The 20,521-nt window shown below is 62.2% G+C and carries 20 protein-coding genes; 9 read left to right on the forward strand and 11 right to left on the reverse strand.

Going from position 1 to position 20,521, the window contains the following annotated elements; genetic code table 11:
* The first annotated feature begins 63 nt into the window (after positions 1–63).
* Entirely contained in the window at positions 64–486 is a 423-nt protein-coding gene (locus BJ963_RS17770; RefSeq protein WP_179457771.1) for a hypothetical protein, read from the forward strand.
* Positions 487–886: 400 nt separating this feature from the next.
* On the opposite strand, the gene BJ963_RS17775 is transcribed toward BJ963_RS17770, so the two are convergent.
* The 8 genes from BJ963_RS17775 to BJ963_RS17810 all read right to left on the reverse strand — a co-directional run bounded on the left by BJ963_RS17775 (position 887) and on the right by BJ963_RS17810 (position 11,437).
* Positions 887–1,471, reverse strand: coding sequence for an SDR family oxidoreductase (locus tag BJ963_RS17775; protein ID WP_179457772.1), 585 nt, complete (start codon positions 1,469–1,471; stop codon positions 887–889).
* Positions 1,472–1,555: 84 nt separating this feature from the next.
* A complete protein-coding gene (locus tag BJ963_RS17780) occupies positions 1,556–3,025 on the reverse strand; it encodes a GntT/GntP/DsdX family permease (RefSeq protein ID WP_179457773.1) in 1,470 nt (489 codons plus the stop codon).
* 3 nt (positions 3,026–3,028) lie between these two features.
* The gene (locus BJ963_RS17785; RefSeq protein WP_343037334.1) at positions 3,029–3,589 is read right to left on the reverse strand and encodes a gluconokinase; all 561 of its coding nucleotides are present in this window, start codon (positions 3,587–3,589) and stop codon (positions 3,029–3,031) included.
* Positions 3,590–3,885: 296 nt separating this feature from the next.
* Positions 3,886–4,974, reverse strand: a complete 1,089-nt coding sequence (locus tag BJ963_RS17790; protein WP_179457775.1) for a hypothetical protein — start codon at positions 4,972–4,974, stop codon at positions 3,886–3,888.
* Positions 4,975–5,654: 680 nt separating this feature from the next.
* Complete coding sequence (locus BJ963_RS17795) at positions 5,655–7,622, reverse strand: zinc-ribbon domain-containing protein (protein WP_179457776.1); 1,968 nt, start codon at positions 7,620–7,622, stop codon at positions 5,655–5,657.
* Positions 7,612–8,655, reverse strand: a complete 1,044-nt coding sequence (locus BJ963_RS17800; RefSeq protein ID WP_179457777.1) for a TniB family NTP-binding protein — start codon at positions 8,653–8,655, stop codon at positions 7,612–7,614. Before BJ963_RS17800 ends, BJ963_RS17795 begins: the two co-directional genes overlap by 11 nt.
* The gene (locus BJ963_RS17805) at positions 8,652–10,679 is read right to left on the reverse strand and encodes a Mu transposase C-terminal domain-containing protein (protein ID WP_179457778.1); all 2,028 of its coding nucleotides are present in this window, start codon (positions 10,677–10,679) and stop codon (positions 8,652–8,654) included. Before BJ963_RS17805 ends, BJ963_RS17800 begins: the two co-directional genes overlap by 4 nt.
* Positions 10,679–11,437, reverse strand: a complete 759-nt coding sequence (locus tag BJ963_RS17810) for a TnsA-like heteromeric transposase endonuclease subunit (RefSeq protein ID WP_179457779.1) — start codon at positions 11,435–11,437, stop codon at positions 10,679–10,681. The genes BJ963_RS17805 and BJ963_RS17810 overlap by 1 nt, the downstream gene beginning before the upstream one ends.
* A gap of 819 nt (positions 11,438–12,256) precedes the next feature.
* On the opposite strand from BJ963_RS17810, the gene BJ963_RS17815 reads away from it, so the two are divergent.
* From BJ963_RS17815 to BJ963_RS17825, 3 genes are all read left to right on the forward strand, one after another.
* A complete protein-coding gene (locus tag BJ963_RS17815) occupies positions 12,257–12,835 on the forward strand; it encodes an MmpS family transport accessory protein (RefSeq protein ID WP_179457780.1) in 579 nt (192 codons plus the stop codon).
* 63 nt (positions 12,836–12,898) lie between these two features.
* Positions 12,899–13,648, forward strand: a complete 750-nt coding sequence (locus tag BJ963_RS17820; RefSeq protein WP_179457781.1) for an Rv1352/Rv1906c domain-containing protein — start codon at positions 12,899–12,901, stop codon at positions 13,646–13,648.
* Complete coding sequence (locus tag BJ963_RS17825) at positions 13,648–14,196, forward strand: hypothetical protein (protein ID WP_218857122.1); 549 nt, start codon at positions 13,648–13,650, stop codon at positions 14,194–14,196. The genes BJ963_RS17820 and BJ963_RS17825 overlap by 1 nt, the downstream gene beginning before the upstream one ends.
* A gap of 246 nt (positions 14,197–14,442) precedes the next feature.
* Here BJ963_RS17825 and BJ963_RS17830 read toward each other — a convergent pair whose 3' ends face one another.
* Positions 14,443–14,742 (reverse strand): hypothetical protein, encoded by a 300-nt coding sequence (locus BJ963_RS17830; protein ID WP_179457783.1) that lies wholly within the window; start codon positions 14,740–14,742, stop codon positions 14,443–14,445.
* Between the two features lie 123 nt (positions 14,743–14,865).
* Positions 14,866–15,528: a TetR/AcrR family transcriptional regulator gene (locus BJ963_RS17835; protein ID WP_179457784.1), complete on the reverse strand. Its 663-nt coding sequence runs from the start codon at positions 15,526–15,528 to the stop codon at positions 14,866–14,868.
* Between the two features lie 104 nt (positions 15,529–15,632).
* Here BJ963_RS17835 and BJ963_RS17840 point away from each other — a divergent pair, with 104 nt between their 5' ends.
* From BJ963_RS17840 to BJ963_RS17860, 5 genes are all read left to right on the forward strand, one after another.
* Positions 15,633–16,175, forward strand: a complete 543-nt coding sequence (locus tag BJ963_RS17840; RefSeq protein ID WP_179457785.1) for a carboxymuconolactone decarboxylase family protein — start codon at positions 15,633–15,635, stop codon at positions 16,173–16,175.
* 1 nt (position 16,176) lies between these two features.
* Complete coding sequence (locus BJ963_RS17845) at positions 16,177–17,001, forward strand: isocitrate lyase/phosphoenolpyruvate mutase family protein (RefSeq protein ID WP_179457786.1); 825 nt, start codon at positions 16,177–16,179, stop codon at positions 16,999–17,001.
* 59 nt (positions 17,002–17,060) lie between these two features.
* Positions 17,061–17,708: a nitroreductase family protein gene (locus BJ963_RS17850; RefSeq protein WP_179457787.1), complete on the forward strand. Its 648-nt coding sequence runs from the start codon at positions 17,061–17,063 to the stop codon at positions 17,706–17,708.
* A 72-nt stretch (positions 17,709–17,780) separates the two neighbouring features.
* Positions 17,781–18,146, forward strand: a complete 366-nt coding sequence (locus tag BJ963_RS17855; RefSeq protein WP_343037317.1) for an MmcQ/YjbR family DNA-binding protein — start codon at positions 17,781–17,783, stop codon at positions 18,144–18,146.
* Positions 18,147–18,415: 269 nt separating this feature from the next.
* Positions 18,416–19,081 (forward strand): GTP cyclohydrolase II, encoded by a 666-nt coding sequence (locus BJ963_RS17860; protein WP_179457788.1) that lies wholly within the window; start codon positions 18,416–18,418, stop codon positions 19,079–19,081.
* Between the two features lie 515 nt (positions 19,082–19,596).
* Here the strand turns inward: BJ963_RS17860 and BJ963_RS17865 are convergent.
* Positions 19,597–20,241 (reverse strand): sigma-70 family RNA polymerase sigma factor, encoded by a 645-nt coding sequence (locus BJ963_RS17865; protein ID WP_179458209.1) that lies wholly within the window; start codon positions 20,239–20,241, stop codon positions 19,597–19,599.
* Between the last annotated feature and the right edge of the window lie 280 nt (positions 20,242–20,521).

Raw genomic sequence — 20,521 nt, forward strand, 5'->3', positions numbered from 1 at the left:
ATCGTTCATGATGTTGCCCAAGGGCTCGTCGCGGCGGGGCTCGGTCGTCGCATTTACCCCAATATGGACAAGCATGAGACCTTGACGTCGGCCAGCTTCGATGAAGTCGTCGCCCGTTACCATCGTGAGCGCGTTACTGCCGCTCACACGGCTGCCGCGACTCTACTTCGCTGGGTCGTCGACAGCGTCGAGGGTGTCGACGCGATCATCCTGGGCAAGGAACTCGATGATGATAACGAACGGACGCTGTTCGCTGCGAAAGCCTACGGCGTACCGCTGACTCTGAAGTCGCTTCCAGGTTTTGGGAAGATGTACGACATCGTCGACCGCGAATTTGGCTGGCTCACCGCGACGTTCGAGTACCAGTATGCGAACGAGCTCCAGGATGACCTCGACACGCTGTGGGACGTACAGGGACGATGGTGGGTAGTCCCGATCGACGCTCTTGAGACACGGGTAGAGCAGCTGAGACAACGCGCCAAGTAAGAACTCCTTGGCGGTGGCTGACATAGCGCAAGCGCCTGTGGCTGCCTGAGGGCGAATCGTCGCTGCGCACCGACTGGCCCCGGATGTCACATGCTCGCGTTTGAGACGCATGGGCTGGAAACTCTGCCTAGAGTGCGCCCAGAAGAGCGGGCACCGACGTGAGGCGCACGGCTATTGCGGCGCTCGTAGGCGGCAATGGGGGTGAAATCCTCTTCCCTTCCGGCGGCCTCGTCCGGGTCCCACTTATCCCAACGCGCGCAAGGGGTCGTCCAGACCACAGGCATTGGCGCCCTGAAAAGGAGCAGATCAACTCTTACCAATCACCACTGGGATTTCTTACAAGCGACAGCGCACCAGGATGGTCCGACGGTGGGACAACACCTAACGTCCGTCGCTCCGACTAGTCCGTAATGACGACAACACCCGACGCATGTTCAAGCAGTTCAGCTGTTCGCTCGGCAGCCCGTTGAACGCTGACTCGAGGTCGGGCGGGAAGGTCGCTCTCGTAGAAGGTGCCGGGACCGTATAGCTGGCCGTACCGCAGGACTACGCCGCCGAATTCCAGGACGGTGCGCTCGAGGACGGTGACTCCGTACCGGTTGGCTCCCGCGGGAAACTTCCACGCGACGCTCTGCGCGAGGAACTGGTCTACGCCGGTGATTCGGGCTGCGGTAATGAGGTTGCCGTTACCTTCCGTACGCATGCGGGCGTTTCGTCCGGCGTGATCGGGCAGTTGGGTCGCGTCATCGGGTAGGTCGGTTAGCTCGTTGATGATGATGTCGGGTTGGAACCGGTCGACGACGGCGACAAGCTCTCGCATGTCGAAGACGTCTACGATGATCGGTTCGGCTCCGAGCCGTTCGAGCCCTGCCGCTTTGCCTGGACTGCGGGTCATTGCTCCGACGGTGTGGCCGGCGCCGACGAGCAGGGGTGTGAGGCTTCTGCCGATGACTCCTGATGCTCCGGCGAGGAAAATTCTGTACATTGTCTCTCCTTCGTCCGTGGAGTTCGAACAGCTGGAGGCGCCACTTGCCGGCGCCTCCAGCACTATCTGGGTGACGACGCGGGGTTAGACCACCAAGGAGAGGAGCACCGTCAGTAGCAGTCCCATCACCGAGATGATGGTCTCCATTACCGACCAGGTCTTCACTGTCTGTCCGACGGTCAGGCCGAAGTACTCCTTGACGAGCCAGAACCCGGCATCGTTGACGTGGGAGAAGAACAGCGATCCAGCGCCTACGGCGAGGACGACGAGTGCGAGCTGGGCGGGGGAGAGCCCGTGGGCTAGTGGAGCGATGATTCCCGCGGAGGTGACGGTCGCAACGGTGGCTGACCCGGTGGCGAGCCGGATGAGCACGGCAACGAGCCATCCCAGCAGCAAGGTGGAGAGGCCAAGCGCGAGCGCAACTTTTGCGATCGCAGTGCCAGCCCCGCCGTCGACGAGCATCTGTTTGAACCCACCGCCGGCGCCGACGATCAGCATCACTCCGACGATCGGTAGCAGGCTCTGACCGATCTTCTTGGTGAGGACGGTGGCGCTGAACCCGACTGCGGTCCCGAACGTGATCATGGCGAGCAGCACCGCGATAAGCAGTGCGACGACGGGGTCGCCGAGGAAGTCTAGGACAGGGCGAATGGGAGCGTTTGTGGGTACCCAAAGGTCTGCGCCGGCTTTGATCAGCATGAGGACGAGAGGGGTCAGCAACGTGGTCACTGTCCAGGCGAAGCTTGGGCTGCGGGTCGCGTCTGGGTCCTGCGCTTTCACGTCCCCGTTCGTGGTCGATGGGGACTGGCTGTTGATGCCGGAGACCGCGAGCCCGGCGCCTGCGGCCCCTATCGGTACCATGCGTGCGGCGAGTTTTCCGAAGAGGGGCCCTGCGACGATGACGGTCGGAACCGCGACGACGAGGCCGAACGCGAGGGTGATCCCGACGTTCGCGTGCAGAATCCCGATGGCGGCAAGCGGACCAGGGTGCGGCGGCAGGAAGCCGTGGAGGACGGACAGCCCAGCGAGGGCAGGGATCCCGAGCCTCATGGCCGGTGTCTTCGAACGGTAAACCGCGAGCATTACGACGGGGATGAGCAGCACGAGTCCAATTTCGAAGAACATCGGGATTCCGATGATTCCGGCGATCAACGCCATCTTCCACGGCAGCGTCGCGGCTCTCCCTCGCAGGAGGGTGCTGACGACTTTGTCGGCCCCGCCGGAATCGGCGAGCAGCTTGCCCAGCATCGCGCCGAGTGCGATGAGTACACCGACATACCCGAGGACGCCGCCGACGCCGGTCTCGTAGGAGAGGGTGACTTTGGACAGAGCGATGCCGGATCCGATGCCGACGAAGAGCGCGCCGATAGTCAGAGCGAGGAAGGCGTGCATCTTCAGCCACACGATGAGGATGACGACGATTGCAATACTGATTGCCGCGACGACCAGGACGAGCGTGTCGTGGTTTGTCCACGGTTGATGCGCCGGGTCGGTTGTCGACGCCGTCGCTATGCGGTGGACGATCGCGTCCCCGTGGGTTGTAAGTGCGGTCATGGGTTATCTCCCTTGGTTCATCTGAGTCAGATTGAGCTGCTCGACAACTTGCGCGACGATCTGCTCGGACGGCTGTCCGATGTCGATCCGGATCGCCGGCTCGTCGGAGGTTGGTTCCTCTAGATCGGCAAATTGGCTGGTCAGCAGCGCAGGTGGCATGAAATGCCCTTTGCGGGTTTGTAGGCGTTCGGCGATCATCGACTGACTTCCGGCGAGGTAGACGAAGATGAGGCCGTCGCCTCGACGGTTGACGAGTTCCCGATATGCACGTTTCAGGCAGGAACAGGTGATGATTCCGTTCTGACCTCCGTCGAGCTGTACTTCCGCCCAATCAGCTACCTTCTTCAGCCACGGGGCGCGGTCCTCATCGTTGAGCGGGTGGCCGGAGCTCATCTTGAGGATGTTCTCGCGCGGGTGGAGGGCGTCACCTTCTTGGAAAGCCCAACCCAGTCGTTGAGCCAACAGTTCGGCGACCGTTGTCTTACCGGAGCCGGAAACGCCCATTAGGACGAGGACAACCGAATGCGGAATGCCCCGCCGTCTGGATTCTTTGGACGCGTCGATGACTCGTCGTGGTGTCGGCGTCTCTGACTTTGGGCCTGCCGGCGTGTATCCACTTCTTGGCACTTCGCCTCCTGAACGACAGACTCAAAAAGGTCTATTTCGTCCAGTATTTACCAGTCATGCGGCGTCTGTCGAACCGTGGAGGTTCGAATGTGCTGGCGTGGGCCCCGAGAATGATCCACGGCGTCGCCTCATCGCCTAGAGCCACGCACGTGGGTGACCCGGAGGCGGCATAATGCCTGGACCCGCTGGGCCCGGTGGGCCAGCGGCCCACCACGGCTGTCTGACGCAATGCATCAAACGTTGTCTTGGTATGCCGGGTCGAACGGTTGAAGTTGCGGCACCGCCTCACGGCGTCGGTTGCGAATGAACGCCACCACGTCGACAGTGAGTGCGGTCCCCATGATTACGACCACCGCGGCCGCAAAGAAGATCAGGAACGTGTCGGTTGGGGGGATGGTAGCGATGATTTGGTCATGGGCGACGAGGAACGTCGTCCGCCAATCCGTGCCCTCCACGGACACGAGCTTCTCCGGATAGCTGATTCCAGCCGTTGTGGCGCTCAGTAAGCGCTCCGCGATCTGGCGCGGGCTGGCCCAGGCAGTGGTCACCCACGCGATACCGATGGATACCGCTGTCGCGGTTGAGTACCCGCTCAGCCGATTGCGGGCGAGACGAGCGCTCTGAAGGAGGGTCTGGAAGTGCGCGACGCCGAAGCCGACCATTGAACCGAAAAGCGATGTTCCGACGATGGTGTCGAACGCGAACACAGAAGGGTCCTGGAGCGGCCGACCGAAGAGCAACATGTTGAGCCAGAAGCCCGCGACCCCACAAAGAAGTCCGATCAACAGGCCAATTCCGACGGCCTCAGCGGCCGCTTTGACGCTCGCGGAGACATTTGGCTTATCAGATATGAGAGCCAGGGCGCACCAGGTGGCGAACACAGGCAGGGTGCAACTCAGAAGGATCACCGCTGCGAAGAGCAGTGCGAACTCGCGCCCGAGCTGCAGGACGGTACCTGTTCCGCCGTAGCTCATCACCAGAAAACCGCCGAAGAGGATGGCGACGAATGAGCCCCCAACCTTCGCGATCGTCGTTTTGGAGGGAGCAAGAAGCCGCCGGCCACCCGGCATCATCCCGTGGAACGCCCCAGAAATCTCGGCGAATAGCAGGGTTCCATAGCGGACCCACTTTCTAATGGCCGGGTAGAGCGCGTCGCGCAATCTTGTTGACGACGGGAAACGGAGCGCGAGATCCCAAATCAGGGAGTAGGCGCCGACTGCGATGAGCGATGCAATCAGCAACCATCCCAAGATCGCCTGCGACACGGCTGCGGCACCGCCGAATATGAGCCCGAGTGCGGCCGACTCGACGATGATGACCACAAGGCATCCAACGAGGAGCTGGACGGACGCAGTTGACCGCTCGAGAAGTGACCGTTGACCGCCCCGAACGACGGGGAATCGCGACCACATGAACCGTGCTGTGACAGCCGCCACCGCTACAAGTGCCACAGCTGCAAACACCGGAACCACTTCACACCTCCTGGAAACGTCAGGATGACATGAGCGTCCGACGTTCACGACGCGCCATGTCGTACGGCTTAGGTGCCGCGCATAGGCAGTCGACCGAAAAGTCGACCAGCCTTTGGAGCAAACGATGACAAGCAACCCTCCGCACACTAAGACGAGCAGTCTCCACCTCGGCATGAGCGCCGTCGTCGGATCCTTGAATGACGCGCTGGGCGCCTCCACGGTTGCAGACTTGGCAGGGGCCAAGGATTCCAAGACTCCGTTCCGTTGGGCGCAAACTGGGGGTCCAACGCCCAGGGATACGTCAGCGCGTCGGTTGCTGTTCGCTTACGAGCAGTGGACTCTGTTGCGGACGGCGATCGGGGCGGAGGCCGCGCGTCTGTGGTTCATCGCAGCGAACCCGGCGCTTTCCTACGAGACTCCGGTCGAGGCGATCCGGGGGGACCGGTTCAAGGAAACAGCTAAGGCGGCTGCCAGTCTCGCCGGGTAACGCCTTGGCTCGGGTGCGATGGACCCGAACCAAGGCGCCATCGTCAGAATGTTCCGTCCCCGAGGCCCGCTGCGATTCGCTTTTCTTTGGGGCAGAGAACGCACCCGCGGCTTTGGCGTCTACCGTGGACGCTTCGCTGCGTCTGGTGTCCCGCTGCTTTGCACGTCCACCACACGGCTGAGCGAGGGACCCTGCCTGCGCCGTTGGCCTCGATGTCGTACTCGCTCATGATGACCGGGTACCGACCGAAATAGTCGATACCGGCGTTCCAGCATGCGCCGCAGCCGTTGTTCTCTCGCGCGGCGGGGGTTTTCACAGTGATGTGTCCGTTCGGGCATCGCCAACGCCTCTTGATTCTGTGAGAGCGGAGCAGGTCTTTGAACTGGAGGCCGTCGTTGAGTTCCGGGTCCCACTCGGTTCCGAGGTCCGGTCGGACGTCGATGAGCTTGATGTCGGGTGCCGTCTTGAAGCGGTAGAAGTCCTCCCGCGCACACATCAGGCAGCCGGAGCCGGCCAGTCTCCGCCGCAAGAAAGTCTCATAGCGGTGTCCGCACTCCTGGCAGATGAACCACGCCTTGGCCCTGCTGTCGTTGGCCCGCATTTCCCACGGCGACAGCTCATTCCTTTCGTGGTCCCATTCGGCGATCACCTGAGGCACCAGTGCAGCTATCGAGTTGCGTTCGGGCGCGAGGACACGGTCGTCGCAGACGACACAGGGTTCCACCGCTCGGCATTGCACGGTTACGCTCCGCACGTACTTGTGGCCTAAGGGGCACTTCCACCCCATGCGGGTCTTCAGAGTGGACGTGAGGTCAGTGACCGCCGTCCCAGGGTTCGCTTCCGCATCGAAGTACGTCGCCCGGAGGGGATGCGTCATGGTGATGTCGTTCTCGCCGGGAACGACGCGGCGACCGTCGCAGTACGCGCAACGGTACGAGCTGCGGGCACTCAGACGAGCGACCGCAAGAACGCTTGTCCGGTGACCGTTGACGCAGATTCCGGGCGTGCCCTGCTTACGTCCTCCGAGCATGAACAACTCGCTATGGCCTGCACTGCGGTGGGTGAGGACCTCGCGCCAGTTGTCGTTTGTGATTTCGGTGACGCCGCTCGCGGCGAGGTACCGGCTGAACGGCTCCAACGGTCGGGCAGGGGACTTCCAGTGATGGACAACGGCCGGGTCGAGGTGGAAGTCGTGCTGCCAGTACGTCTGCAACTGGCCGGCGCCGAGGACCCACTCCCGGACCGCAAGGGCTGTGGGGCGGAGGTAGTGCCAGACACGGTTGACCAGCTCGACGTCGCCCAGGCCGACACGCTCGAGCTGCTGCGCGAGATACTCGTGCGCAGACTGGTACGTCTGGCACGGGTTAAAGAACCTGATGGCGAAGCTGGTGGATGCGATGAGCCCCCAGATTCGCATCGCATCCGGGAACGGTTTCGCCGGCATGAGGTGGTGCTCGGCCTCGTCGGCAAGGGACGGGTCCACGACATGAACGAGCTCCCACAGGGTGGTGGCGTCGACGACGCCTTTGCGGCGCAGCTTCTGGAAGATGCGTTCCGCGGCGACGAAGTCGTCGCCGACCACGTGCTGTATTTCCGGTGTTGCACCGGAGCCGACCCAGATTCGGTGTCGGGTGCAGACGAGGTTGTCGAGGTGCGGTTGAAGCTCGACGGTTTCTCCGGCGGAGCAGAGCCGGCACATCCACTGGTCGCCGGTGCCGACCCGGCACCCGGCGCAGCTGGTCCCATCAGGGTGCTGCAGTTCACGGGGGTTGTATTGGAAGAGTGCTTCGTCGATTCGTGTCTTCTCGCAGACAATCCGTCGCCACAGCGCGTGCGGTTTGAGGTCCGGGTACGCCGGTCGCGCCCACCGCATCATCTGCCGCTGGTGGGCGGCATCGAGGAAGTTCGCGGCAAGGTAGCGGGCAGAGTAGCTGTCGAACGTTTCGTGGTGTCGCAACCGGGGTGTGAACGGCAGCGGGCGGTTGATGGAGTTGGGGCTGTCAGGCAGCAATGTTGCCTCCTTCGTAGATGACGGATTCGGAAGTGATGTCGCGGCGCTGGCTGCTGAAGCTGCTGGCGTCGAAGTGCTCCATGTCCGCGTCGGCGTCGAAGATGAGGTCGACGGTGGTTCTGGTGAGCAGCTTGGCGAGCGCTCCGATGGAGCCGTGGGTGGCCTCATGGAGCTCGTTGGCGTGGGCGAGGATGCTCTTCGGTTTCTGCGCGAGGAGGAGGAGCTCACGCTCGTAATTGATGAGGAGCTGAGACCAGCGCAGTTTTAGCTCGTCGTTGGCTATCGAGTACGGGCGCAGCTCTTGCTGGATGAACCTGCTGGCGAGCTGGTTGCCGCGGACCCCGGCGAGGATGTCGCTGCTGAGGACGTGGATGCCCGAGATGACGAACGTCGCCTTGACCGCGTTGGTGAGCTCCTTGATGTAGTCGACCGTTTCGCCGTTGCCGGGGTTTCTGGCGGCGATGTTCTGGAACTCGTCGATGACGACCAGCTGAGTGCGCTTCTTCTGCATGACTTGCACCACGGTCGTCAGAATGTGGTCGGTCTTGTATGCGGTGGGGATGACCAGGCCGAAGAACTCAGCGAACGCGGTCAGGAGCGCACGCCCGCTGGAGCGGGGCCGGGCTTCGATGTACACGACGGGGACGTCACCGTCGCGGACCCCGTACGGGTGCTCCTCCATGTACTTGTCGTACGTCCACTGCATCAGGTACTGGCAGAGGGTGGTCTTGCCCATGTGGCCGGCGCCGTCGATGATGAGCCCTGTCCGGTTGGGGGCGTAGAGGTTCCCGCGGCGAATCTGGCGGTAGAGCATCAACGTCTCTTCACCGAGCGGGGTCTTGACGCGGATTCCACCGGTGACGTACTTCGCTCGGTCCTCGTCGTACCGTTTCCGTTTGGGCGGCGTGAGCGCGCCGTATGCGGCGGCGGTCAGCCGTTCTGGGCGTTCGATTTTGGTGGTGAGGGAATGCTGGAGGCCCTCCAACAGGGTGATGTGGGGGATGTCGATGTCGTCCCTGAACAGTGCGCTCACAGGTCCATTCCTTCGAAGTAGTCGACTTCGTCGTAGTTGAGGTCGTCGGGTGCGACCACGTCGGCCTTCGGCGGCACCGGGATGGCAACGGTTGTTGGGGCCTGAAATGGCGTCCCGGCGATTTCAGCCTGCTTCAGCGCCTCAGCGGCTCGCGCGCGTGCCTTCGACTGGGCGATGACGGTGTCGCTGGTCTGGCTGAGAATCTCGAGAGTGAGGTCCTCGAAGTGGTGGTCGTCTCGACGGGTGTCCGAGGCGCGGATGATGCGGCGGGCTTCGGCGGCGACGGCGGTGGAGTGCGGCTCGTTGATGACCCCCTGGTGCCGCCAGGCGGCTTCAATCCATTCGCCGTCCGGTCCCTTAACCCAGATGGCGCGCGGGTCGTACGGGTTCGCGCGGAACTCGACTTTGTTGTCGGGGCGGCCATTCTCGTCGACCCGCTTCGGTGCAATGCGGAGCTTGTGGAGGCCGAGCGAGTCGTAGAACCGGTTGTTGTACTGGATGCCGTTGGCGGTGATGACTCGGAACTCGGTCGGCAGCAGCTCGATGTAGTCGACTGCTTCGATTGCTACCGGCGGCTTCCCTTTGACGTTGAAGCAGGCGGCGTACATCTCGTTGGGGGAGAGGGAGATGCCGGGGTGGAAGGGGTCGATGAGTGAGTCGCTCGGCCGGTTCTGGTAGACCCGGGTCACCCACTCGTCGTAGAGCAGGTCGAGTGAGACAAGGTCGAGTGCTTCGTACTCGCCTTCGGTTCGGCCGCGATTCGCGGGTGAGCCGCCGGTGAACATCGCCAGGTACTGCACGAACCCGTCTTTGACGGTGCGGAACGCCCGCTCGACGTGGGGCTTGTCGGTGCCCTGCGCCGGCGCGGCGTAGAGCAAATCGACGCCCCACTTCCGGCATGCGGCTTCGAAGGTCGTACCGGTGTAATCCGTGCCGTGGTCGACGGTGATGGCCGATGGGACGATGAACGGGCGGTGCTGGTCGAGTTCAGTTCGCTCTTCCTCGGACACCAGGTCCACCCACGGGAACCGTTTCTGCAGGGTTCGCCATGCCGTGTTTGCGCCGGGCCGCATTGCCCGCGGTGTCATCGCCTGGGCGAGCAGGAAGGCGTGGTCGACCGCTTTCGCGGCTTCCAGCCGGAAGGAGTGGGCGATGATGGTGCCGGTGCAGACGTCGACCATCTGGGTGAGGATGGGGCGGGTGATGTGCCCTTCGCTGTCGATGACGGGGCAGTCGAGGGTAGTGCTGTCGATTTCGACGAGCTCGCCGGGAGCGTATTTACGGCTGTCGCCGAACGGGCGCTTCGGCGTGACAGCACGCTCGCGACGCTGCTTCGCTGTCCCGGTGGTGTACTTGCCGGAGGCGAGGTAGTTGAACTGGCGGTACTGGGTGGCTCGTGACCCTGTCGGGATGACCTCGCCCGGGTACTGGTCTTTCAGACGTTTCCGGGCAATGGCGAGCAGCGCATTGGCGGTGCGTGTGGACTCGTTGGTCTGAGCAGTGATGACTTCTTTCAGGCAGGTGAGCCAGCGCTCGTCTGCTCTGTCCAACGGCCCTTCAGTGCGGATGGTGCGGTTGTCGATGAGCGCTGCCAGCCCACCGTCCTTGTACTTCTTCCGCTTCCGGTAGAGCGTTGAAACGGACACCGTGCGGCCGAGCTTGGTGAGCTCTGCGGACTTCTTCGAGACTCGGTCCTCGAGTTTCACCGTTGCCGGGTCGTAGTCGGGGTTGACGGGCGCCTCCGTGTCAGAGGGGTTCTTGCGTCCGGTTTCCATCTCGTTGAGGTGGCCGGCCCAGAACATCAGCTCCGGCCGGTCATCGTCGGAGATGTTGTCGAGCTGGCGCGGGTCGGCTTCGATTCGCTTCGGCGGTTCGGTGAGGCGGGGGACAATCCAGTCCATGCTGACGTTGCGGTATTCGCCGGTGTTGATGTTTCGGAGCGTGTACATGCGGCCGGCGATTTCGCAGATGGTGTAGTCGCCTTCGGTGAGGCGGAGGGTGGAGTTGGGGTCGAGGTAGCGCATCAGATTCCCTTTCGGAGAACGGTTGAATGGTTGAACGGGCGGGTGAGGACGGCTGTCAGGTGGCCGGTCCACAGCAGGCTGTACAGCTGGGACGTGGTGACAACGGGGGCGATGTCGGGGGCGTAGTGCTCGATGGCTTCACCGAGGGTGAGGCCGGGGACGGTTTTCAGTAGTTCGTCGTGTGCCTCATCTGGTGGCGCCCAGCGCGGGTGCCGGTACAGGCTCAGCAGGAGGACGTTCTTGAGGAGGGCTGGTTCGACGCCGGTGAAGGTTTCGTATTTCCATCCGACCGAGTCGCACAGCTCCTGCGTGTTGGCGAACTGCCGGCGAATCCGGTCGTTGATGAGGCCTTCGAAGTGGACATCGAGGATGGCCCGCGTGCCGTCGGCGTGTACGACGAAGTAGTCGGGGTAGTGGTAGGTGCCGTCACCGAACTGCATCAGGCACGGTTGCGGGGTGACGGCGGCGACGGGGCTGAGGAAGTCGAGAAACGTCAGCGCCCACTTCTCGAACAGCGACTCATGCCAGACGTGTCGGTCCAGTTGTGAGAACCAGTACTTGCCGGGCCGGTGCCGCTGCCCGTGGTATTGCTTGGGCTCCCGCGCCCGCTGCGTCAGGTGCAGCGGTTCATGGATGAGGGCAGGCCCGGCGAACTCGGTGTGCTTCTGTCCGGTTCGGTCGAGCCACAGGACGAGGTTCCGTGACTTCCCCTCGACGGGCTTGATGGCTTTATAGGCCTTGTTGTCTCTACCTGGCATTTCGTTCTCCTTCGCGTGGTTGCAGTAGGAGCTATGCGTGTGGCTTTCGGGTGGCTGGGTTGTAGTTGGTGTTTGCGGTGAATCGAAGCACCGGGACATGCGGAAATCTGCGCTGAAGTTCCGGAGGTGTCTGTTCTTATCACCATCAGACGGTGTATGAAAAGACCCGATGAGAGAACTAATCGCCAGCTTCCGCCAAGGGGGTGCTGGCGCGATCCGTCGCGCGTTGAGTGGGCCAATGCTCGGCTTAACCGCCTGGAAGAAATCGGCGGCTCACACCTCAGATTGATTCGGCTCCGGAGCGACATTGCATCATTGCGACTGAAAGGACAGGCTCAACCGTGCCGACGGCCGGACGTCGGGATGTGCCCGTACGCTTTGCGCGGTGAACCGACGGGCGGCGCTCAGGCTCGGTGCTGCGCCGCCGTCCAGCGATCAGTCCTGTCCGTTGTGGTGAGGCGGTGTCGAAAAGCGCGCCAGGTTTGGGTGTCATCTGAATGGCGGTCTGCTGAAACAGTCCACGAGGTATTGACTCTTGGACCGGCTGCCAGCTGCCTCGGCAGGCCGTCACGCCCCGCTAATCAACCGATTAGGGACCATGAGTCGAGCTTGCATTTGAAAAACGAACCGCACGCCCCCTTTTGGGGTAAGCGCGTCTCGTGATCCGCCTGGCAGTCTGAGAAAGCTATGCGCTGGCAGTGCCTTCGCTGAGCAACGCAATCACACAGAAGGAAACACATGAGCTCTCTCCCTCCGACATCGCCCGTACAGCAGTCCGCGCCCGTTCCCGAAGCGCCGCGGTCCGGGAACGGACTGGGCGTGGCCGGCCTGATCATCGGAATTGTCGCGTTTATCGGCGCGCTCATCCCGTTCCTGAACTATGTCGCCTGGTTTCTCGGCCTCATCGGTCTCGTCTTGGGCGTCATAGGACTGCTACAGAAGAAGAAGCGCAAGGGTACCGCCATCGCAGGGACCGTCATTTCGGCAGTCTCCATCCTGCTGTCGATCATCCTCGCTGTCGCTTACACGGCAAGCTTCGCCGCCGCTGTCAAGAATGAGATGGACAAGCAGGAAGCCGCCGCCGCGCAGCCGGTCGAGGTCGTTTACGACGTCACCGGAACGAGCGCTGACGCGACCGTCACGTACTCCACGTTCAACGACGGGCAGTCGAAGCTTGAGCAGGCATCTAATCAGGCGCTCCCGTGGACTAAGTCGGTAACCGTCAAGAAGGGCGGCGTGTTCGACTACAGCAGCTTCACCCTTACCGGTTCCAACGGCCAGGACGGCGGCGATGTCGCCTGCAAAATCACGGTCGGCGGCAAAGTCGTTTCCGAGCAGCAGGCTTCTGGTGCGTACGCAACGGTGACCTGCAACTCCACTGGCACCGACGGTAAGTAAACCGACTGCTGTGGTTTCGGAAACCGACTAGCAGGGGCCACAGCACACACCAGGAGACCCGCAATGAGCAACACGCCTAGCGACGACGCCAACGTCCCCTCGGAACCGGAACCGGAAGTAGAGGAAACCTCTGCCAACACAACTTCCCATATCCCGGTTGAACAGAACGCGGAACCGCCGGCGGCTGAATCCGAAGCGTCAGGATCGGGGGAGGGCGAAGCGGTGAGCGACGGCGTCTCACCGGCGAGCGGTGGGGAGAAGCGGCAGATCTGGGGTCGCACAGTCACGCTCAAGACTGCAGTCATCGCTGCCGCAGCCATCCTCATCATCGGTCTCGCCGGCGGGGCCGCTATCGGTAACCTCAGCCGTCCCGCCGTTTCGACGACCGCGGAATACCAGTCGATGAAGCACAAGCTCAGCCAGCAGCTGTCCGACACAAAGTCGGAGCTCGGGATCTCGCAGAACAACCTCGACGCGGCGAACCAGCGCGTCGCGGACATCAAGGACCGCGAAGCGGCACTGGTCGCTGGTGAAGCGAAACTGAAAGCTGATCAGGCGGCGTTGGATCAGCGCACGCAGCAGGTGCAGTCAACGCAGTTCGGCGACGGCGTCCACGTTGTCGGCACCAACGTCACCCCTGGTGTGTATTCAATCAGCAGCAGTAGCAACTGCTACTACGCCTGGATGACCGGCACGGGTTCGGACGCTGACATCGTCGAGAACAACATCGTCTCTGGTCCCGCCACGGTCACTCTGAAGCCGGGCGACATCTTCGAGACGAGCCGTTGCGGCACATGGACGAAGGTCGGCTGATGACCTCGCTACGGTTCTCTCAAGCGGCCGTGCTCGCGCTGGCGCTGATCTTCACGGTTAGCGGGTGCGCCCCTGGGGGCAGCGAGCCAAAGAACAGCGTCAATGGCTCCTCGGCTGCTGCGAGCGACGACGGGACGACCACTCCGAGTCCGACACCGACGGTTATGACCGACAAAGAGGCGGCCGCGCTATATCTCTCGTCCGCCTGTGCCGCGAACGTCCCTAGCAAGGTCTTCAACGATGCTTGGGCAAATCCGAATCCGGATCTTGCGACGATAAAGCAGACCGCGGCGACGACACGGGACGCAGTCGCCGCCACTGCGAAGACCCTCGATGAGGGGCGGTGGCCTGCAGCGGTGAAGGACGACATCGCCATTGTGAGGGACTCGGATTTCGCACAAGCGTCGATCCTCGGTGGCATAGCCAGCTCGTCCACACTCGAGCAGGCGTTTCAGAACCAATTTCCCGCGACCGACCCTGCGTCAGCCGCCAGCCAACGCATACGATCTCGATTGGGATTGCCGGCGGATCCTTACCAGGGCTGCTGAAATGACCGGGTTGACCTGACGCGCCATCGAGGAGGAATCGCGGCCAGGGACTGCTCGCGGCAGGTCGCAGTCGTTCGGACGGAGCTACGGCTACGCAGCGCGCACCCGTGAAGTCACGAGAGGCGCCCAAGTCTCGCGTTGCCGCTCGTGCAGTCCAACTCATGGTTGCCGAAGGTGACCCAGCATGAGCTCGAATGAAGCTCGTTCGGAAATTGAGCCTGGCCGGGACGGCTTCTGCTGTCGCGGTTATTCGCGGTAGCCAGCGGAGTTGGGTTCATTCGTGTCGAGGTACTCGTTAGCGGCGTACTCGATCATGGACAGCCAGTCGGTGCCCTCGGTCTCTTTGCTTTCAGGTTTGCCAGGCAGCTCAAGGTCGAACACGGAGTTACCGTCGTTGCCTAGCGGAGTCACGCATCGGATGACTCCGACGCTGTCTCCATCCTCACTTGAGATCGACCATTCGTACGTTGCTGTCCGCGTGATCTGCCACTCGCGTTCCTTGAACTTGAGAGTGGCGTCTTCTGTATCAAAAATTGATTCCGGCATGGGTTCTCCCGGGTTATGCCGTTCGTGCGAACGGTCTATTTCGTCCAGTATCCACTACCGTCGAGGGCGGGTCCACACCGCGCGCATGCGCGTTCGTCCGGCGGCGGGACGGGCTTCCGCCTGTCAATTCGGCGTTACTGGCGATGTAACTAGGGTGTCTGGTTCGACTTGGTACGTCCGCAACTGGTCTACTGCGCTGTAGAGCGCGTCCCGCAAGGGCGCGATGTCTTGGGCGATCTGAGCGAGCAGAATTCCGCCCTGATACGCGGCGAGGAACGTGTTGGCGAGACGAACCGGGTCGGCCGACGAGTTGATTCGCCCGAGCTCCCGCATCCGTTCAATACCTTCGGTGAAGATGCTGCGCCATTGCGCAAATGCATCGGCGAGGGCGTCATGAACTTCGAGGTCTCCTTTGACCAGTTCGCCAGCAAGGGACCCGAGACTACAGCCGTTTTGGAACGGGCGTCCGGTGAGGACGTAGAAGTCGGCCCAGTCCTGAAATGCCTGGATGGTGTCGAAACCGCCGAATTGTTCACTGCGATGAAACGCAAGGACGTCGTCCGCTTGCCAATCGACGACCCCAAGGACGACCTCCTCCTTGGTGGGGAAGTAATGGGCAAGCTGCGAGCCGCTGACGCCGGCTGCGCTGCGGATTGCCTCGTTGCTCGTCGCTTGAACCCCGTGTGCGTAGATCAGGTCTGCGGCATGGCGGAGTATCCGTAACCGCGTCGCCTTGCCCTTCGTGGTGAGCTTCGGTGTCTTCCGCGAGTCCGGCTTGCTCATCATGTCTGTCACCCTACCAAAAAATGGGCTTGACAACCCATTCCGTGTGAGCCACACTCTCAAAGTGGACGAAATAGTCCAGGAATGAGACACAAGGAGCACCTTCCATGTCACGACTGACCGCACCTGAGCCCGAGGCAATACCCGATGGAGCCAAGGGCATCCTCGACGCGATTCAGAAGCACTTCGGGTTCGCGCCGGGAATGTTCAACACGCTCGCGGCCAACCCGGCGGTGCTGGAGATCGTCGCGACGCTGCAGCGCAGCATCGCCAAACTCCTCGACGCGAAGACGCGGCACACGATCGCGTTGGCGATCTCCCGTACGAACGGGTGTGACTACTGCCAGGCGCTGCACACTTTCGTTTCGTCTGAGCTCGGCGGGATGTCGTCTGACGACATTGAGCTCGCGCTCAACGGAAGTTCGACCGACCCGCGCCGGGCGGCCGTGGCTCGTTTCGTGCAGCGCGTCGCCGAAACCCGCGGACAGGTTGGTGACGCCGACCTCGCGGCCATCCGAGGCGCCGGCTACACGGACTCGGAGATCCTTGCCATCGTGACCGTCACGGTGGTGTTCCTCCTCACCAACTACCTCAACAACGTCAACAAGACGGTCGTCGACGTTCCCGCTCCCAGCCCGAAGGCGGCGTGAGGTGGCAGGCTCTGAGCTGTATGAGAAGTTCCTCGCCCTGCATCAACGGGACCGGGGCTTCGTCATGCCGAACGCATGGGATGGTCTTTCCGCTCAGCTCCTCGCTGACGCCGGATTCGAGGCGATCGCCACATCCTCGTTCGCACTCGCCGCGTCCTTCGGCCGTGCTGACGGAAGACATCAGGTCACCCGCGAGGAGCACCTCGCCCACGCAAGCCTGCTTGCGCGTCTTACGGGTCTCCCCATCAACGGTGACTTCGAAGACGGGTACGGGGCAACCCTCGACGATGTCGCGGGCACCGTCAAGGGTGCAATCGAGCACGGGCTGGCCGGAATCGGGGTGGAGGACACCTCGGGCGACCCCGATAACCCCATCCGTGACTTCGACGATGCGGTAGCTCGGGTGCGTGCGGCCGTTGTCGCGTCGCAGAGGAGGATCGTGGTCACCGGGCGCACCGACAACTACCTGCAGGGTCGCCCCGACCTCGACGACACCATTCGGCGGCTCACCGCCTTCGCGGAGGTCGGGGCCGACGTGGTCTACGCGCCATACCCGCCCGACGCCGACGCGCTCAGGACCATCGTCAGTGCCGTCTCGCCGACACCAGTCAACGTTTTGATCTCGCCTGCTGACAACGTCCTGTCCGTGGAGGAGCTGCTCGACCTCGGAGTGAAGCGCATCAGTCTCGGGCCGGCTCTCTATGTACACGCGATGGGTGCCGCCGAACAAGCGGTGAGATCACTGGTAAAGGGTGACCTGAAATCTGCGACTAACGGGATGGACTTTAGCCGCGTCGACTCCCTCCTTCATCGCGAGGAGCGCTGAGGCTCGGCTGCGCCGCAAAAACCCAAAAATCGACCAGAAACTGAAAGCAGACACACCTGATGGACCTCGAAAAGCTGATGAGCAAGCACCTGACCCGCTACTTCGATGGCAGCAAGACCATCCCTGAGAAGACTCTCGAGCAGCTGCTCAGTTTCCTCCGCTCCACCCCCTCATCTGTGAACATCCAGCCGAACCACTTCTACGTGCTGTCCACTGAGAGCGGGAAGCGCAAGCTTGCCGACAACCTGAGTGAGCGATTCCAGGACAACGCGGAGAAGGTGATGAACGCATCGCACGTCGTGGTGCTCACCACTCGCACCGACATCCCGGACGAGCACCTCGACGCCGTCTTCACCAAGGAGCGCGCCGACGGACGCTTCGCGAAGGAAGCGACTCACGACCTGTGGGAGTCGATGACGCGCGACTTCCTCAACATCCGCGAGTCGTCGTATGACGATTTGAACCACTGGATGGAGAAGCAGACGTACATGGCCCTCGGCATGACGATGATGGCAGCCGCTGAACTCGGCATCGACGCGACCCCGCTCGAAGGCTTCGACCGGGCCACCGTCGACAAGGCGTTCGGCCTTGAAGGCACCGGATACACCACCACCGTCCTGCTCGCCCTCGGCTATCCGGACCCCGCGAAGGCGTACGCGACTCCGATCTCTCGCCTTGACCGGGACAAGCTCTTCACCTTCATGTGATCTGACTAAACGGCGGCCGGCGCGTGCACACGCGCCGGCCGCGCACGACGCTCGCCAAGCCAAGGAGAAGAAGTGGTTGAGAGCACCAGTGTGCAGGAGTGGGCGGCCGCCCGAGCCTCGGCGCTACCCGGCGCCGAGCACACAAGGCAAAACACGGGCGACTGGGCAGTATGGAAGGTGTCCGGCAAGGTCTTCATGCTTCAGACTTCCATGCCAGGCGAACCCGTCGTCATCCTGAAATCGGATCCGGCGGATGCACTCGCACTACGTGAAGCGCACTCGGACATCACCCCTGGCTACCACATGAATAAGGCCCACTGGATCACCATGCACCCAGGCGGAACCCTTGGTGCCGAGTTCGTCGGTGACCTCGTCGCAGACTCTTACCGTCTTGTCGTCGACAGCCTCCCTAAAAGACACAGGCCGGCGCAAGCGTAATCGCCCCAAACCGACCCCGAACGGCAACCAGCCGAGACCCGGTCTTCACACCACCTATATTGCGCTGCTTGGGATCGTCAAAACTCTTGTCGGTGCCACGCGTGGATGTAGGCCATTTTGCTCTCCAATCGGATCGAATCCCGTCCGGCTCGCGGTGTGGCTTCTCTGGACGGCGGAAGCTACCGCCGCAGAAAGTACGAAATAGTCCTGTTTCGGAATGCCTGTCGCCGTCTCAAGTTACCCATTAGGTACAGAACGGAGTTTTATTGATGGTTCACGATCTTCTTGCGACGAAAGCGTCCTCAGCCGAGCCGGCAACGATTCGCACTCGAGTGCGGATTCCTCTGGCCTTCGGTGACGGCTATCGCACCCCTGCAGATGTATTCACGTTCAACGGTCTCGTCGACGGTCGCGAGCACCTGATGCTCGGGTTAGGGGACTGGGAGAACAGCGATTCGGAGCCGTTGGTTCGGCTACACAGCGAGTGCCTAACCGGGGATGTTTTCGGCTCCCAGCGCTGCGATTGCGGGCCACAGCTTCGGGAGGCAGTCGAGCGGATCGCTGCAGCTGGCGGTTTCCTTCTTTATCTTCGGCAGGAGGGCCGCGGCATCGGGCTGTACGAGAAGCTCGACGCCTACGCATTGCAGGATCAAGGGCTGGATACGTATGCGGCGAACACCGCTCTCGGCCGTAAGGAAGATGAACGCGACTATTCTGCTGCGGCTCAAATGTTGCACGCCTTTGGCGCCGATCGGGTACGGCTTCTGACCAACAATCCCGACAAGACCCTTCGGTTGGCGGAGCTTGGTGTAGAGGTGACGGAGCAGATTCCCACAGGGGTTTACGCGACTGCCTACAACCTTCGATACCTTCAAGCCAAGCGTGACCACACCGCTCACACGATCGAACTACCCCCGCTCTTGGCCGCATCCTGACTGTTGGGGCTCGCTGACGCCTCGTTTGCCGGCGTCTTCCCGAAACGCGGCGCGAGCTATTTGTTCGCGCCGCGTTGAGGTCCAAAAAATGCGCTGCGGCGAAACCACGACGGGCTGGTCGGCCTGGACCAGCCTGCCCGCCGTCGCCTCGCGAATCCATTGCCGCATGTGGTTATCCCTAAAATGTGTCAGCGAGAGCAGCAGGCGTATCGCCGCGTCGCCAACATCTAGCGCCCGCGGGCGGCTCGCTAGCGCGGTGGACTACTTGTCGCAAGCAGAGCCACATGGCTCGCTGGCCGCTATGTCAGGGTCTGATACCGCAGCTGAGAGACCAGCGAAGACTTGGGCGCACGCGTCGCACGCGTCGATGTGCGCCGCGATGCCAGGGTATTCCTCCTCCGGGCCCGCACCGTTTGCCTGCATGTCCACATAGACGTGAAGAGCAGCAACCGCGCTATCACAGCCCACGTCTCTTGGGTCTGCGGCCAAGAGTCGCTCGATCCAACCCGGCGTGCTCAAGCTAAACCAACTCCTAGTCGCCCCGGCGAGGCCTGGCCTGAGCGAGACTCTCCTTGGAGGTAGCCGTTAGCCGTCAGATACGCTCGGATCTTCTTGCGCGCGTCGAAGACCGTCTTATAAATCGCGCCGGGTGTCGACCCAAATTGCTGCGACATAACGTCCACTGAGACGCCGTTGACCTCGATCGCCACGAAGAGCTGTTGTTGTTGAGGGTCGAGGGTCGCCACAGCTTGTTGAACACCCGAAATGAGGTCACGATGGCCGGCAGGATCAGCTGCGCCGTACCTTGCCGGTAGTCCATCCCAGTCGGGAGCGTCGGTACCTCCGCTCCTGCTGCGCCAGGTTTCCCGCGCTAATGTGCCCGCGATCTCGAGCACAGCGAAGCTGTATGCCCAAGTGGTGAAACGGCACTCGCCTCTGAATGTGTGAAGTTTCCCCATTAGAGTGACCATCGCATCGTCTGCGGCTTGGTTGGCTAGGTCGTCCAATCCCGGACCGCTTATAAGTGTTGAGTCCCCGCGCCGAAATGCCTCCCTGCGTGCGACTCGGAGCAGGATTTGGTGCAGTTTCTCCTCTGCCGCCTGGCGGGGAGGGCCTTGGGTTGTCAGCGCGTCCAGCCACGCGGATGAGTCTTTGTCCATCACGTGGACTCCGTTCAAATTCGGAACTATCTCGTCCACATTAGAGCGCGGGAGTCAACGGAGCGCAATGACAAATTTCTGGGATCTCGTACGAAGGGCTGAGCACCCCGCCTAACGTCGGATCAGCCCCCTCCATTGGTCGCCCGCTCAAGGCGATGCGACGAGCGGGTGTGGCATCGTTCCGAAACTAAACCAGTAAGAGCAGGGGTTCGCCTGTCAGCCAACAATTGTTCGTCAATCGCATGGCCTGATCATGCGTGCGGTGAAGAGGAGCGCATGC

It is taken from the genome of Leifsonia soli (assembly GCF_013408745.1).
In the GTDB taxonomy this organism is placed as follows: domain Bacteria; phylum Actinomycetota; class Actinomycetes; order Actinomycetales; family Microbacteriaceae; genus Leifsonia; species Leifsonia soli.